General features: G+C 36.9%; 19 protein-coding genes and 1 riboswitch. Of the genes, 9 read left to right on the top strand and 10 right to left on the bottom strand.

Annotation, left to right across the window (positions count from 1 at the left end; all coding sequences use genetic code 11):
• Positions 1–22 precede the first annotated feature (22 nt).
• From solA to ACIQVU_RS05165, 5 genes are all read left to right on the top strand, one after another.
• Entirely contained in the window at positions 23–1141 is a 1119-nt protein-coding gene (gene solA, locus ACIQVU_RS05185; protein WP_340805083.1) for an N-methyl-L-tryptophan oxidase, read from the top strand.
• Positions 1142–1461: 320 nt separating this feature from the next.
• Positions 1462–2097: a GntR family transcriptional regulator gene (locus ACIQVU_RS05180; RefSeq protein WP_340805082.1), complete on the top strand. Its 636-nt coding sequence runs from the start codon at positions 1462–1464 to the stop codon at positions 2095–2097.
• Between the two features lie 158 nt (positions 2098–2255).
• Entirely contained in the window at positions 2256–3455 is a 1200-nt protein-coding gene (locus tag ACIQVU_RS05175; protein ID WP_340805081.1) for a quaternary amine ABC transporter ATP-binding protein, read from the top strand.
• Positions 3448–4296, top strand: a complete 849-nt coding sequence (locus ACIQVU_RS05170; RefSeq protein WP_340805079.1) for an ABC transporter permease — start codon at positions 3448–3450, stop codon at positions 4294–4296. The genes ACIQVU_RS05175 and ACIQVU_RS05170 overlap by 8 nt, the downstream gene beginning before the upstream one ends.
• Before the next feature lie 81 nt (positions 4297–4377).
• Positions 4378–5262, top strand: a complete 885-nt coding sequence (locus ACIQVU_RS05165) for a glycine betaine ABC transporter substrate-binding protein (RefSeq protein ID WP_340805077.1) — start codon at positions 4378–4380, stop codon at positions 5260–5262.
• 46 nt (positions 5263–5308) lie between these two features.
• On the opposite strand, the gene ACIQVU_RS05160 is transcribed toward ACIQVU_RS05165, so the two are convergent.
• The 3 genes from ACIQVU_RS05160 to ACIQVU_RS05150 form a co-directional block, all read right to left on the bottom strand.
• The gene (locus ACIQVU_RS05160; RefSeq protein WP_340805075.1) at positions 5309–5623 is read right to left on the bottom strand and encodes a DMT family transporter; all 315 of its coding nucleotides are present in this window, start codon (positions 5621–5623) and stop codon (positions 5309–5311) included.
• On the bottom strand, positions 5623–5964 hold the full coding sequence (locus ACIQVU_RS05155; protein WP_340805074.1) for a DMT family transporter: 342 nt from the start codon (positions 5962–5964) through the stop codon (positions 5623–5625). Before ACIQVU_RS05155 ends, ACIQVU_RS05160 begins: the two co-directional genes overlap by 1 nt.
• A 62-nt stretch (positions 5965–6026) precedes the next feature.
• A riboswitch (guanidine-I (ykkC/yxkD leader) is annotated at positions 6027–6123 on the bottom strand.
• Between the two features lie 32 nt (positions 6124–6155).
• Complete coding sequence (locus ACIQVU_RS05150) at positions 6156–7304, bottom strand: PstS family phosphate ABC transporter substrate-binding protein (RefSeq protein WP_340805072.1); 1149 nt, start codon at positions 7302–7304, stop codon at positions 6156–6158.
• Between the two features lie 122 nt (positions 7305–7426).
• Here ACIQVU_RS05150 and ACIQVU_RS05145 point away from each other — a divergent pair, with 122 nt between their 5' ends.
• Complete coding sequence (locus ACIQVU_RS05145) at positions 7427–7897, top strand: YbaK/EbsC family protein (RefSeq protein WP_340805070.1); 471 nt, start codon at positions 7427–7429, stop codon at positions 7895–7897.
• A gap of 57 nt (positions 7898–7954) precedes the next feature.
• On the opposite strand, the gene ACIQVU_RS05140 is transcribed toward ACIQVU_RS05145, so the two are convergent.
• Positions 7955–8164 carry a hypothetical protein gene (locus ACIQVU_RS05140; RefSeq protein WP_340805069.1) on the bottom strand — a complete coding sequence of 70 codons (210 nt, stop codon included), beginning with the start codon at positions 8162–8164 and terminating at the stop codon, positions 7955–7957.
• Between the two features lie 111 nt (positions 8165–8275).
• Positions 8276–9295 (bottom strand): DUF418 domain-containing protein, encoded by a 1020-nt coding sequence (locus tag ACIQVU_RS05135; RefSeq protein WP_340805068.1) that lies wholly within the window; start codon positions 9293–9295, stop codon positions 8276–8278.
• Between the two features lie 183 nt (positions 9296–9478).
• Here ACIQVU_RS05135 and ACIQVU_RS05130 point away from each other — a divergent pair, with 183 nt between their 5' ends.
• The 3 genes from ACIQVU_RS05130 to ACIQVU_RS05120 all read left to right on the top strand — a co-directional run bounded on the left by ACIQVU_RS05130 (position 9479) and on the right by ACIQVU_RS05120 (position 10651).
• Positions 9479–9742, top strand: a complete 264-nt coding sequence (locus ACIQVU_RS05130; protein WP_402894227.1) for a Parvovirus coat protein VP1-like protein — start codon at positions 9479–9481, stop codon at positions 9740–9742.
• 230 nt (positions 9743–9972) lie between these two features.
• Positions 9973–10320, top strand: coding sequence for a hypothetical protein (locus ACIQVU_RS05125; RefSeq protein ID WP_340805066.1), 348 nt, complete (start codon positions 9973–9975; stop codon positions 10318–10320).
• A gap of 16 nt (positions 10321–10336) precedes the next feature.
• Positions 10337–10651 (top strand): DUF5713 family protein, encoded by a 315-nt coding sequence (locus ACIQVU_RS05120; protein WP_340805065.1) that lies wholly within the window; start codon positions 10337–10339, stop codon positions 10649–10651.
• Between the two features lie 75 nt (positions 10652–10726).
• Here the strand turns inward: ACIQVU_RS05120 and ACIQVU_RS05115 are convergent, their stop codons facing one another.
• The 5 genes from ACIQVU_RS05115 to ACIQVU_RS05095 all read right to left on the bottom strand — a co-directional run bounded on the left by ACIQVU_RS05115 (position 10727) and on the right by ACIQVU_RS05095 (position 15718).
• The gene (locus ACIQVU_RS05115; RefSeq protein ID WP_340805063.1) at positions 10727–11227 is read right to left on the bottom strand and encodes a pyridoxamine 5'-phosphate oxidase family protein; all 501 of its coding nucleotides are present in this window, start codon (positions 11225–11227) and stop codon (positions 10727–10729) included.
• Between the two features lie 153 nt (positions 11228–11380).
• Complete coding sequence (locus tag ACIQVU_RS05110; RefSeq protein WP_340805062.1) at positions 11381–12193, bottom strand: sugar phosphate isomerase/epimerase family protein; 813 nt, start codon at positions 12191–12193, stop codon at positions 11381–11383.
• A gap of 332 nt (positions 12194–12525) precedes the next feature.
• On the bottom strand, positions 12526–13698 hold the full coding sequence (locus ACIQVU_RS05105) for an MFS transporter (RefSeq protein WP_402894223.1): 1173 nt from the start codon (positions 13696–13698) through the stop codon (positions 12526–12528).
• A gap of 56 nt (positions 13699–13754) precedes the next feature.
• Positions 13755–14621 carry a class II fructose-1,6-bisphosphate aldolase gene (fba, locus tag ACIQVU_RS05100; protein ID WP_402894220.1) on the bottom strand — a complete coding sequence of 289 codons (867 nt, stop codon included), beginning with the start codon at positions 14619–14621 and terminating at the stop codon, positions 13755–13757.
• A gap of 32 nt (positions 14622–14653) precedes the next feature.
• Complete coding sequence (locus tag ACIQVU_RS05095) at positions 14654–15718, bottom strand: tartrate dehydrogenase (protein WP_402894218.1); 1065 nt, start codon at positions 15716–15718, stop codon at positions 14654–14656.
• Positions 15719–15724: the final 6 nt, after the last annotated feature.

The raw sequence follows: 15724 nt of genomic DNA, 5'->3' as shown, positions 1-15724 counted from the left end.
AGCAAAAAAGTAGGGATTTAGAATGCTATATGATGTGGTAATTGTAGGTGCAGGCTCCATGGGCATGGCTGCGGGGTATTATTTAGCAAGGGCAGGAAAAAAGGTGCTGCTGTTAGATGCCTTTAATCCCCCACATGAGGAAGGCAGTCATCATGGGGATACACGTATTATTCGTTTTGCCTATGGTGAGGGCACAAGCTATGTACCTTTTGTGAAAAGAGCTGGCGAGCTATGGCAGGAGCTAGAAAGTTTAGTAGATGAACGCTTATTTTTACAAACAGGTGTGGTTAATATTGGCGAGCCCACAAGCTCCTCTATTCAAAATGTGAAGGCAAGTGCACAGCTCTACCATTTAGCACTTGAATGTTATTCAGCAGAGGAAGCAATGGAAAAATGGCCGGGATTAGCCCTCCCCGCAAATCTCGTCGCTTGCTTTGAACCAACAGCAGGTGTCCTCCGTGTTGAGGCATGTATACAGGCATATAAAAAATTAGCATTAGCTGCTGGTGCAACCTTGCAAACAAATGACAAGGTGCTCGCTATTCAAGCAGGTGACATTGTACATATCCAAACAGCGAATACTACCTATCAAGCAAAGCAATTAATTGTTACAGCTGGCGCATGGGCAACCGAGTTACTAGCAACTATGAATATATCAATTCCTGTTACACCAACACGTAAAACCTTTGCTTGGTTTGAAGCAGATGAACAGCTTTATCGTGATGCTGTTTTCCCAGCTTACGGGATTGAGTTAGCAGATTCTTTCTATTACGGGTTTCCAAGCATTGATGGTGTAGGATTAAAATTAGGTCGACATGATGGCGGAGAAGCGGTTGATCCAAATGAACCATTGCACCCCTTTGACGATAATGATCGTGAAGATTTACAGCAATTTATTCAGCAATTTATGCCACAGCATGGTGCATTCAAATACGGCAAAACGTGCAAATATTCCATGACACCAGATGAAGATTTTATTATTGATTTTTTACCTAACCATCGCAATATTGTCATGGCAGGGGGCTTTTCTGGGCATGGCTTTAAATTTAGTAGTGCCGTTGGCGAGGTACTTTCCGAATTAATCCTAGATGGTACAAGCAAGCAGGATTTAACACCATTTAAAATTAGTCGATTTTGTTAAATGATAAAAGGATTGATGCACATAGATTGCATCAATCCTTTATATATATAGATTAACTCCTCTCCTATATGGGTAAAATCATGTATACTTACGCTAATAGATATCTTAACTAGGCAAATATTTTCTATGGTAATATACTTTACATTAACCATTTTACCTTGTACGATATTCTTTGCTTTCAGTAATCATTGTTATATGAATCTCCCCCTCTATTACTAATAGTTATCCTATAAACTTATCTAGTAATCGTTTATGGAAATGCCATTGCTTCTGTGCGGGTTCGTCTATAATTACCTGTAACAACGAAAGGAAGTTTAATAATGAACTTAGAAAAAAACGTTCAACTCAAGCAACCAAAATATCAGCAAATAGCCATTGATCTTGCTTCGAAGATTGTCGAAAGAAAATATCGTATTGGCGATAAAATCTATGCACGCTCCTCTCTTGCAAGTCAGTATAATGTTTCAGCTGAAACAGCAAGAAGAGCGATAGCCGTTTTACAAGACCTAGAAATTGTTGAAGCTTCAAAAGGGAGCGGTGTTATCATTAAATCGTATGAAAAAGCGGCGCAGTTTGTTCGACAATTTCATGATGTGCAATCCATCCATGAAATACAAAATGAACTTTTGACAAGCATTCACAAGCAACAGCAAGAACTTATCACGTTGCAGGAAAAGGCAAAGCAGCTTATTAGTCGCACGGAGCATTTCCGTTCGGTTAATCCATTTATTCCTTATCAATTAGAGCTAACTGCTGATAGTCCATGCATCCACCAAACTGTGCAAGCCTTAAACTTTTGGCAAAATACTGCTAGCACAATTGTTGGTATTCGACGTGGCAATGAATTATTAATATCCCCTGGTCCCTATGTATCTTTTGAAGAGGGTGACGTCATTTATTTTATTGGTAATGATGAAAGCTTTGCTCGAGTTCAAAGTTTTTTATATCCGAATTAAAATCCGTATAAGCGCTGATATTACAGCGTTTATGCGGATTTTTTCTAATTTGTCGATTTGACAAAAGTGACAACTCTTTGTTAAAGTAAAGTTGTTACTTGTTTATTTTTGGGTATCATTATCCTCAAATAGTAATACTCTACGGAAGGAATGTTTCTATGGAAAAAATAAAAGTAGAACACGTATCTAAAGTGTTTGGTAAGCATATTCCCCAAGCACTAGAACTCGTTAAGCAACAAAAAAGTAAAACTGATATCTTAAAACAAACAGGTGCAACTGTTGGTGTATACGATGCAAGCTTTACAGTAAATGAAGGTGAAATCTTTGTTATTATGGGGTTATCAGGAAGTGGTAAATCAACACTTATACGGCTCTTAAACCGACTTATTGAACCAACGAGCGGAAATATATATATTGACGGTGAAAATATTTCTACAATGGGAAAAGAAAGTTTACGAACTGTTAGAAGAAACAAAATGAGTATGGTTTTCCAAAACTTCGGTTTATTCCCTCATCGTACATTACTTCAAAATACCGAATACGGCCTTGAAGTCCGAGGCGTTCCAAAGGAAGAACGACAAGCTAAAGCAGAACAGGCCCTCGAAAATGCTGGACTACTCGCTTACAAAGATCAATATCCCAGCCAATTATCAGGTGGTATGCAGCAACGTGTTGGTTTAGCACGAGCGCTAGCCAATGACCCTGAAATATTATTAATGGATGAAGCTTTCTCTGCACTTGACCCGTTAATTCGTAAAGAAATGCAGGATGAGCTACTTGATCTACAACAAACATTGAAAAAAACGATTTTATTTATTACCCATGATTTGAATGAAGCTTTACGCATAGGAGATCGCATCGCTATTATGAAGGATGGTTCTATCATTCAAATTGGTACAGGTGAAGAGATATTAACAAATCCAGCAAATGATTATGTCAAAACATTCGTTGAAGATGTAGACCGTTCAAAAGTATTAACAGCAGAAAATGTCATGGTGCGACCTGTTTCTGTCAATATAGACCTTGATGGTCCTAAAGTAGCACTAAAACGTATGCGTCAGGAAGCAGTGAGCTTACTGATGGCTGTTGATAAAAATCGTCATTTAAAAGGCTATATTACTGCTGATGATGCATTAGCCGCAGCTAAACAACAGGAGCAAACCGTTCATTCAATTGTGCAATCAGAAGTATTAACAGTTCCTCCAGATATGCTAATTCAGGATATTTTAGGAATGATTTACAATTCCCCTACTCCAATTGCCGTTGTGAAAGATGGACGCTTACTAGGTGTGCTGATTCGAGGCGTTGTCATCCAAGCACTTTCAACGAGCGATGAGGAGGCTGAAGTACATGAATAACTTTCTAGATAATAAATTACCACTGGCTTCATGGGTAGAATCAGCTATGGACTGGTTGACGAGTAACTTTTCTGCGTTCTTTAACTCTATTCAACAATTCGGAAAGCTACTCATGAATCAGGTCACTGATTTATTAATTAGTATCCCAGCTATTATTTTAATCGCACTTGTTGTTATACTTGCCTTTTTTATTACAGGCAAAAAATTCGGGCTTGCCGTATTTTCATTAATCGGCTTGTTGTTTATCTACAATCAAGGTTTATGGACAAATCTTATGGAAACAACCACGCTCGTAATCTTTTCAAGTATTATATCCATTATTATTGGTATCCCACTTGGAATTCTAATGTCCAAATCAACAATTGCCGAGAGCATTATTAAACCAGTGCTTGACTTTATGCAAACAATGCCTGGCTTTGTCTACTTAATTCCTGCGGTTGCATTCTTCGGTATCGGTATTGTACCTGGTGTTTTCGCATCTGTTATCTTCGCCCTACCACCAACTGTACGTATGACAAACTTAGGTATTCGTCAAGTACCTAAAGAGTTAGTGGAAGCAGCTGACTCTTATGGTAGTACAGGTAGCCAAAAGCTATTTAAAGTAGAAATTCCTCTTGCTAAATCAACAATTATGGCAGGGATTAACCAAACTGTTATGCTATCACTTTCAATGGTTGTTATCGCCTCTATGATTGGTGCGCCTGGTCTAGGACGTGAAGTATTAACAGCACTACAACGTACACAGGTTGGTAATGGTTTTGTTGCTGGCTTAGGCTTAGTTATTTTTGCGATTATTATTGACCGCTTAACGCAAAGCTTTAATAAAAAGAAAGCATCCTAAAATTATTAATCGTTCTTGCTTATACCTGCTGATAGGTATATAGCAGTTTGATATAAAATTAGCAAGAGAAAGGGAGATTCGATGAAATTCAAAACACTATCAAAAATAGGAATGGCTTTAGGCTTAGGCTTAATGCTTGCCGCTTGTAGCAGTGATGACTCAGGTTCAGATTCTGGCAGCAGCAGCAGCTCTAAAGAGGTAAATCTAGCTTATGTAGAATGGGATACAGAAATTGCCTCTACAAATGTTGTTGGGCAGGTGCTTGAAGACTTAGGCTATGATGTTACATTAACACCACTTGATAATGCTATTATGTGGGAGGCTGTTTCAAAAGGTGAGGCAGATGGGATGGTAGCTGCATGGCTACCACATACACACGGTACGCAATACGATAAATATAGCGCTGACCTAGATGAGCTTGGTGAAAACCTTGCTGGTGCAAAAATTGGCTTAGTTGTCCCACAATATATGGATGTTAATTCTATTGAAGATTTAACAAATGAAGCAGACAAAACAATTACAGGTATTGAACCTGGTGCTGGTATCACGGCTGCTACTGAAAAAGCATTAGAAGACTATGAGAATTTAGCAGATTGGAGCCTTGTTACTTCCTCTTCTGGTGCCATGACAACTTCATTGGATAAAGCACTAAAAAATGAGGAAGAAATCGTTGTTACAGGCTGGTCACCACACTGGAAATTTGCGAAATACGACCTTAAATATTTAGAGGACCCGAAAGGCTCTTATGGTGGCGAAGAAACAATTAATACATTTGCACGTAAAGGGCTAAAGGAAGATTTACCAGATGTTTATTCTGTACTAGATAACTTCCACTGGACACCAGAAGATATGGAAAGCGTGATGTCTGAAATTACAGATGGTAAAGATCCAAAAGATGCTGCTAAAGACTGGATTGCAGCAAATCCAGATAAAGTTGAAGAATGGACAAAAGATGTAACAAAATAAACTAAAAAATGCACTTTCGCCATTATAGCGGAAGTGCATTTTTTCTTTATGATAATAGCTTCAACATAATAGCGGCTCCTAAAACAAGCACAATACAAGCAACTCGTCGCCAGTCCTTCGATTCATTAAAAAATAACATCCCTAGCAGGGCTCCTCCTGCTGCACCAATACCTGTCCAAATTGCATAGGCTGTTCCCATTGGCAAAGTTTCCATCGCATAAGCAAGCCCTACAAAGCTTAAAGCAAATGCTAAAATCAGCAGCCCTAAATTTTTAATGCTCTTTGTTTCATTATATTTACTAATCATATAAACACCCATCATTTCACATAGCCCAGCAACTACTAATGCCATCCATGCCATTATCTTGTCACCTCTTTTTCCTGTGGCTCACCTGTTACAAGCTTTAAGCCGACAACACCTGCAAGCAATATAACAATACAAATAATTTTCGACAGCTTCCATGGCTCTCCGAACAACAAGCTATCGGCACAGACGGTTCCTGTTGTACCTAAGCCAACAAACACAGCATATACCGTACCAACAGGTAAATGCTCCCCTGCTTTAATGAGTAAATAAAAACTAACAAAAATCGCAATAGCTGTGCCAATCCATTCTAATACACTATTGGCATGCTTTAAGCCAATAACCCAGCCAACCTCAAAACAAGCTGCAATAATAACACTGAACCATTGTTTATTCATCCTAAATCCCTCCATATTTTTAGCCAAATAAAAAAAGCCTAAAGAAACTGTCTAACAACAGTATCTCCCAGGCTTTTATCCTTCCGTGTCACAAAATGAATTTGTGGTTTTCTCTCGGACCAGACTAGCATAAGCTACGGAACCCTAGAAAACTTTGACGCTATTATGTTCTTTTTAGTATAACAAATTTTTTAATTCTTTGCCACTGGCACATAGCCAACCTTTTCGATTATTGCCTGTCCTTCATCTGAACATATCCAATCAATCAGCTTCTGCGCATTGGGATTTTCTGTTCCTGCTGTCACCGCATAAAATTCAGCTATTAAAGGATACGTACCATTTTGGATATTTTCCTTTGTCGGCGCTACACCATCAATGGATAATAATTTTATTTCCTTATTCTGAATCATTTCTGTAGAATAATAGCGGAATGTATAGCCAATCGCATTTTTATAATTTCGATATTTTGAAACCTCTTGAATAATACCGCCCATTCCTGAGGCAATATCTTCAGTTGGCGCTTCCATAATAGGCTGATCACCCATCAGCTTTTCAAGTGCTGTTTGACTACCGCTATCTGCTGGACGCTGAAAAGCACGGATGGCATCATCCTGACCACCTACCTCATGCCAATTTGTTATATCACCCGCATAGATTTGCTTTACCTGCTCAAGTGTTAAATTATCAACACTATTGTTAGCATGAACAAAAAAGACAAATGCCTCCCGTCCAATTGGTGTCATATTAAATGCTAGTCCCTTGTTTTCAGCCTGCCATTGCTGTGATGTAGATGGAGCCGCTACAAAAATAATATCTGTATCGCCTACTAATAAATTTTGATAGGCTTCTGGTGTACGGCTAACCTTTACGATACTGTCATACGGTGAATAATTATTTTTAGGATAGGTCGCCTCTACAAATGCCGCATACAAAGGGTACATAGCTGTTGCACCATCTAAGCGTGGCAATGGCTGTGTTAACTGTAAGGATGCCTCTGTATCAGACTTTATCACCTTATTATTGCGCGAAAATGGCTCATAGGCAAAGACATCAATTTCTGCATCTACAGTAGGAATGCTCATCTTATAATAGTAGCGAATCGGTTGAATGGTAGCTATTAGCAATGCCACACTAAGAATACCTATGACCCAACCCTTTTTCGTTTTTGTATTGAACCAATTCATCATACTACAAACAATTAGCACAAATAAACAAGCGGAAATTGTCCAGACTAACCCCATAAGATGTAAATGCCCGCCTAGTATTAAAATAAACGTTACTATAAATGTCACAAATGATAGAGCAATTAATATACTGACAATTTGTAGAAGCTTCATCATTATTAATCTCTCCCTTTTAGTGTAATTTTACACTAATGATACTTAAAAAATAAGCCGCTTGCAACTATATATTCTGAAAATTATGTTAAAATTAGTTTTGTATAGCAAGGAGGAATGTACATATGGCAATTGAAAAAGTACGTCAGCATTTAGCACATTGGCATGTTGAACATAAAATACAGGAATTGGAGGAAAGCTCTGCCACTGTCGAATTAGCTGCGCAGGCATTGAGCTGTGAGCCTGAACGCATTGCAAAAACCTTATCATTTCTGGTGGACGACAAAGCAATCTTAATCGTTGCGGCAGGCGATGCGAAAATTGACAACGCTAAATATAAAGCATTATTTGGTACAAAGGCAAAAATGCTGGCAAAAGAGGATGTGGAGGACAAAATTGGACATGATGTTGGAGGCGTTTGCCCTTTTGGTGTCAATGAAGATGTGGACATTTATTTAGATGAATCACTTAAACGCTTTACAACCGTCTTCCCAGCCTGTGGAAGTAGTAATTCTGCTATCGAGGTCACTATTTCAGAGCTAGAAACCTACACACCTTATAAAGAATGGGTGGATGTATGCAAGGGCTGGCAATAATAAAGCATAAAAAAATTGGCAGCACTAGTTAAAGATGCTGCCAATTTTAGCGTTCATTTAATCACATGAGCCACCAGAATCAGATGAGCTGCTAGAATCACTTGAGCTTGAATAGCTATCATAGGTGGAACTATAAGAATCACAGCGCTCGTTTGCAGTGCTAGACGCAATATTTATCGTGTTAAATGCATGATCATTCGTTGACTCCTGTGTGGCACGATGTAGCGTCTTTCGCTTTCTACGATTCTCTAAATATCTTTTAAACATCTCAATCTCCTCCCCAAGGTTCAATCGATTACGTCATTATCTCTATTAACTATAAATCATTTTTTATAGGAATACAAAGATAGCCTCCATTATTAAGTGGCAAAAGCATCACTAACCATTAACTTTTTTACCATATGTCATATAGCGCCATAACTTTTCAAACGGCCCCATTGTAAAAAATTTAAACCATATTACGCTAAAAATAATTTGAATAGCAAAAATAAGTAAGGCGATAACAGCAATATTTGATGGCGAAACAACTTCAAGCCCCATCAATGAAATAATTGCTGTACCAATTAAGCTTTGACATAAATAGTTTGTTAAAGCCATTTGCCCCACTCGTCCAATGGGCTGAAGGAGCTTTGCTAGTTGCTTATTGTCCAAGAGTATAAATAAGCAAGCCAAATAAAAATAAGCTGTTGGAATAGTTCCTAGACTAATGATCGCTTGGATATGTGCATAGTCTGCCTGTGATGCAAACCAAATCCATATGGAGAAGCCAATAAAGAATGGGCATGTTATATATAGTATCCATTTAATATTATCGCTACATTGCTGAATCCAGCCTGCTTTCGCTACATAAAAACCACTTAAAAACATAATAAAAATGGTCATTGCATCATTTCCTAAAAAATTAACAACACTATTATGGGCTATAAACAATTGTCCTACAATAGCAAGTAGGTGAAGTGTCATAATAGCAAACAGCCATCGACGAATCGTTGTCATTTGTGCACGATAAAATGGCAGCAATAAAAAACCAATGACTGCATACATGGCTAAAATCGAACCCCAAAATATCACTATATGCACAATACCTATGATAAATAAGGCGATTAAACGTCTAGCAAAGCATCGTTTCGGTTGATCTCCCCTTGCCTCTGCTCGTGAGGCAAAAATATAAAAACCAACACCAAATAAAAAAGAAAAAATTGAAAAGAATTTCTTTTCGATAAAGATATTAATAAGGGCATCAATCACGCCATTAATACCGCTATAATCAGGCATTGGCCCTCCCTCTATCATAACCTGATAAGCTCCTACATTGATAAATAAAATACCCAATAACGCTAATCCTCGAATAATATCTAAGGAAACAATACGTTCTTGTTGTGGAATGGATGAGTTCATATTGCTAATGCTCCTTTTGTTAAGCTATAGCTATCATAACGTTCCATCCTTACAGCTATTTTCTTTTAAGCTTACAGCAACCTTACAAATCAATATATTTTTATGTTTTAGTTTTTCATCCTTCTTTATCAAGAAATTCGACATATTTTACAGTAAAACCATTTTAGAAAAGAGGTTACCTTCATGCATCAATATCGCAAGTTTGGTTTTTGCTACCCGGGCTATCGCTATTGTGGTCCAGGCTGTTCAGGTCCTGGCATGCCTACAAATGCTGTAGATGCTTGCTGTCAACAGCATGATGAATGCTATGCGCGCTACGGTCGTTCAAGATATTGTGATCAATTATTTCAGCAATGCTTACGCCCTTTTATGAACACGCCCCATAAGATAGCTAAAGATGCTAGATTATTTCATAAAGTGTTTGAATTACGTAATCGATTCTTTTAGCCCTCAAGTGATTATTTAACGATGTTTTTGCTCCTTTTAGTTTCACGCTCAGATATATTTATCGGATGCTTTCGTTAAATACCTAATAGATAAAGCTATTTCTCGAATGTAATATTTTACCTAAACAATAAACCTATTAGCTCAAAATTTTTAAGGCTTTCTGCATCATGTATAAATAAAGACGCTATAGAATAATGAAATAAATAGAAAAAAGAATAGGAGAAGATAGAATGGGTGTATCTCTTTATTATACATGTATACGCAATCAACCATTAACCAACGAAGAACAGCAAAAAATAACGGATATTGTTACGACATACAACAAAAACTTTCAATGGTCAAATATTGGGGAAACCTTTTATGTTTATGATGCTGATGCGACTGACACTATTTTTCAAGGATCAACAAAGCTACCTTTAGTAGATGATTACGAAGCAACAGTACAAACGCTGTTTTATTGGCTGCAATGTTTGACGGATATTCGCAGAGCAATCATTGGAGGAGATTGGCATGTGCATTTAGATGATACAGATGCTATTTGGGATGATCAAGAAGGCTGGCAAATGCCAAATAACTAAAAGGGAGCTGAATATCATGAAAGGAATCAACTATTTAGAAATAATGTATAAGGATGATTATTATCCAGATTTTTTAGTTGATAAAATTAAAGTATTGTTAGAGGAGGTTGTGCAATATTTAGAGCAGGGCTCCCATTCCCTAGAGGAGATTCAAGAGAAATTTGATACGATAACACTAGCAATTAATGATTTAGAGGATGCATTTTATGAGCATAATAGTGAGCTTGAAACAGTTGCCAGGGATAGTATTGCAGAAACGGTGATTGCGATATTACAGGCATATGATATTGCAATTGATGTAGAGGAAGCATTAAGAGAGCGTGAGTGGTAAATAAACCGAAGCATTACTTCAATGATGCCCCCAAATTCTAACTTTAGGGGCATCTTGAACTTTCAAAAATATGACTTAATGATACATACCGTGATTAATTTTCCCTGTTATTTTTTCGATTTGTACTTCAAATAATTCAATTTTAGGCAGGATTGGATAGCCTTCCTTTTCAAATGTCCATTCAGGATTGCCGTATTTATCTAGCAGCGCATCAAAGAATCGCTCTTTTTTTATATCCTCCTCAATTCGAGTAATATGTCCAAAAAGTACAACGCTTTGATAAACAAGTGCTGATTGACAGGCATATTTTTTCCCTGGATGTAAATCACCCATCTCACTTACCTCTACACAGATTTTCGGGTTTTGCTGAATATTTGACCAAAAATGGCTTTCTCGAAGATTACCAATATGCAAATATAATTTATCATCACCCTCATACACATACACAAAGGGAACTACATATGGATAGCCATCCTCATCCACAGTTGCTACATGTGCTACTCTCCCCTGCTTTAAAAATGCTTGTGCTTCCTCTTGTGAAATTTCTACACGTTTGTTTTCAATGATACCTCTCATCCGATATTCCCCCTCTAAAAAGTTAAGAACGTGTACATCATCGCTCTTTTAACATATATTTATTTTACATCTTTTATACAATGAAAAAAAGCTTATCATCAAAATAGCTGATGGTAAGCTTTGGACTTTACGTTCATAAAAGATAAATAATTGTTACTGCTCCCATTCTTTCAATGTGGCTAATGACGTTTGATAATAATCTGTCAGCACATGCAGATAATCTTCCCCTTTAACGGCTGTAAAAGGATTGGGCCCCTCCGCCACCATCTCCATAATAATTGGTTCTGTATAGTTAATGGCATGTAAAGCATCGACTTGACCTTTTAAATCTGCATGGCCATTGCCAATTGCTTGACGATTTGAATCTGCTATATGATACATTCCTAGCTTATTGCCTGCCTGTTTTAATGCCTCGATAGGATTAGCCTCCTCAATATTCATATGGTAGGCATCTAATAACATATATAATCGCGGGCTACCAACAGCATCTATTAATGCCAAAGCCTCCTGCCCTGTTACAACTTGGTGGTTTTCATAACGATTCAATACTTCAAATACGACATTCATATTGCAAGCTTCAGCCTTCTTCATCACTTTTTTAGTGCTATCCACAAGTAGTCGCCAATCCTTATCAATATCTCCACATCCCGCTATTTTCCCTACATCACCATGTAAACAAATACGGCTTGCCCCTAACTCTTGTGCCCAGTCTAATAAATCTAAAAAATATTGGACTGCCTTTGAGCGAACCTCCTCTTTGTCACTAGAAATATCTACATTATCAGGTGTAACAGATAACACCTTTAAATTATATGTAGCGAGCATATTTGCCAATTCTTGCGGATTTTGTGTTACATCACCCTGCACCTCTACACCGCTAACACCAATTTCCTGCGCTAACTTACATTTCTCCTCTAAAGAAATATCGCCAAACGTCCATAAACATAAACCATAATCTCTGCTCATTTTATTTATCTCCCTTTATTAACTATCTTATGCGTAATCGTTTTAATAGATTTTAATTTTTAAAAAGATATGTTGCTCCGTTATGTTCCAATTATATTATTATTTAAAATAACTATTCGGAGTTTTGGTAAAAAGCACTCGATAACATATATCGCTAAATAACCTCTATTTAATTCTCCATCTATAGGGACTAAGAAATAAAATTACATATATCTCTTTATCTATAAAAATGGAAATATCTCAGTGATATTAACTTGTACTGTGCCTACCTTTAATTAAACAAGGACTACCCTAAGTGCTTATAATCACCTAAGATAGTCTTATAGCTTAATCTAACTCCTATTTTTACTCATAATTAAATAAAGAATTGTAGAGAAAGCAGTAACTATAGCACTCAAATAAAAAACTTCGCCTAACCCTCTATATTCTGCAATGATACCTGTTACTATAGGACCAATAAAAATCCCTAATGCATAAAAAGATTGATAAAAGCCCATAGCAGACATTTTTAATTGAGGAGGACTATATTGAGTTACCTCACTCAATAATAGTGGGAAAATAAACCCCAAAGCTAGTCCTAAACCACTATGATAAAAACATAGAGCCTGTAAGGATGTTGCATATGGAATAAGTGCTAAAAATATACTTGTAGCACCAAAAGATACTATTAATAACTTACGTGTATATGCTGAACTCATATTTATTATTACTAAGCTAAAGGAGGAAGCAACATGAGGAATAAAAAATGCACACATCAGCCAAATTATTTGCTGTTCTGTTACTCCTATCGATGTAGCCATAATAGGACTAAATCCAAAAATTGTAATAAATAAAATAGCATGTGCTATCATCGATAAATAGGTTATCATTTTTAATCCTTTAATTATGTAAGTTTTTTTTACATAATCTTTGATCTGCATAGACATTGCTGTAGTATTTTCGATTTTGACAACTTTTATATTCCAAGTTAAGACAATACCTAAAATTGCCACTATAGCTCCTATCCAAAATGGGAATTTCCAATCAAATACATGTACTAAATAACCACCAATTGTTACACAAATAAATTGTGTAAATACCGTATTAAATTGAATTGCTCCCATTGCTCTAGTAGACTGTGATGGATGGAAATAATAAGAATATAATACTGTTGCCATCACCCACATAGATGCTGTAATACCAGCTAGTAATCTTGCCATTAATACTGCCCAAAATGATTCTAAATATACAAACATTAAACAACTAATGAAAATGCAAACAAATCCTACAATCCATAAATATTTTTTTATCTTGTGTAATACGTCAGATAGTATTCCCAAAGGAAAGCGGCATAAAATTTGTGTTACACCATAGCTTCCTAAAATTAAACCAATCGAGGAATAAGAGAATCCTAAAAACTCTAAATATACACCAAAAATAGGAGAATAAATATACATGGAAAACCAAAAACAAAAAACAGCCGCATGAAATATAATATGATCCTTTACTGTGATTCTACTTGGCATTGCTTGATGTAATGCTTCAATAGGAATCCCCCCATTCCCTATTAAACATCCAGATTTTACTGTGCTTTTTGTGAAGATCCAAATTCTCTCATTTTTTCTTTTACCGTTTCTTTAATAGCATCGCGGCTTGGCCCTAAATATTTTCGTGGATCATATACCGTGTCATTTGCTAGTAAGATTTCACGAATCTTTGCTGTTTGAACAATTTGATTTTCTGTGTTGACATTTATTTTAGCTGTACCATAAGTAATTGCTTGTTGAATATCTGCTAATGGAATACCTGTCCCTCCATGTAGTACCAATGGAACATTCGTTAATTCTTGAATTTTTTGCATTTGACTGAAACCTAATTTAGGCTCCCCTTTATAAGGACCATGTACGGAACCCAATGCAGGTGCAAAGCAGTCTACTTTTGTTTCTCGTACAAGCTGCTCACACTCTGCTGGAATTGCATACATTGCTTCTGCATCATCTACAATAAGGTCATCCTCCTGACCTCCAATTCGTCCAAGCTCCGCCTCTACAGAAACATCATAAATATGTGCTAATTCCACCACTTTATTCGTAAGTGCAATATTATCTTCTAATGGAAGATGAGAGCCATCAATCATAACAGATGTAAATCCTGCATGAATTGCCTGTGCACATGCTTCAAAGCTTGAGCCATGATCTAAATGAATTGCTACTGGCACATGGACTTGATACTCTTCCACTAATGCCTTCACCATCGCTACAACAACTTTAAAGCCTCCCATATACTTCGCCGCACCCTCAGAAACGCCTAATATAACAGGTGACTTTTCTTCCCTAGCTGCCTGTAATATGGCCTGTATATACTCTAAATTATTAATATTAAATTGTCCTACCGCATATTGCTGTTGTTTAGCAAGATGTAACATCTTCGTCATAGATACTAATGACACTTTCACCAGCTCCTCTTTGCCTTGTTTACTTTCTATAAAGCTAATATTTCCACAATACGATTTCCTACATCTACTGTTTTTGCTTGACCTCCCTGATCAGGTGTTAACACCTGTCCTTCTTCAAGCAATGTTTCAATTGCATCTATAATCTTTCTCCCTGTATCCTCTAATCCGAAGAAATCGAACATTTGACTGACTGACCAAATAGCTGCTAATGGATTGGCAATCTCTTTTCCTGCAATATCTGGTGCTGAACCATGAATAGGTTCAAACATAGATGGGAATGCTCGCTCAGGATTAATATTAGCACCCGCTGCCAGTCCCATTCCTCCAGCAAGTGCTGCACCAAGGTCTGTCAAAATATCTCCAAACAAATTAGAAGTTACAACGATTTCAAAACGTCCAGGATCCATAATCATCAACATTGCTGCGGCATCTACCAAATAAGAGTACGTTTGAACATCTGGATAGTCTTTACTTACTTCTGCAAATACCTCATCCCAAAACACCATGGAATAATTCAATGCATTTGCCTTACTAATACTCGTTAATGTTTTCTTATACTTACGTGCTTGTTCAAAGGCATATCGAATAATTCTTTCAGTTCCTTCACGTGAAAATACACCTGTTTGTAATACGACCTCTTCTTTTTTTCCTTTAAATAACCAATCTCCTACTCCCGCGTACTCACCCTCACTATTTTCACGAATGAACAGCATATTAATATTTTCTTTATTTCCTCCAACAATTGGACAGATTGCACCATTTAATAGTTGAATAGGTCGCAAATTAACATATTGGTCAAACTGCTTACGTATGGTTAATAATAGTTCCCATAATGAAATATGGTCAGGCACACCTGGAAACCCAACCGCTCCTAAATAAATAGCATCAAAGGCTTTTAATTGCTCGATCCCATCTTCAGCCATCATTTTGCCATGTTGTAGATAATATTCACAGCCCCAAGGAAAATGAGTAAATTCAAATTGAATGCGACCATCAAGACTCGCCGCTTTTTTCATAACCTTTAGCCCTTCTGCTACAACCTCTGGTCCAATCCCATCGCCTGCAATTACTGCTATTTTTTTTGTAATCATTGATTA

Source organism: Lysinibacillus sp. NPDC098008, from assembly GCF_044760715.1.
Taxonomy (GTDB): domain Bacteria; phylum Bacillota; class Bacilli; order Bacillales_A; family Planococcaceae; genus Lysinibacillus.
The sequence above is the reverse complement of the archived record's forward strand: the minus strand, read 5'-3'. Positions and strand labels throughout refer to the sequence as shown.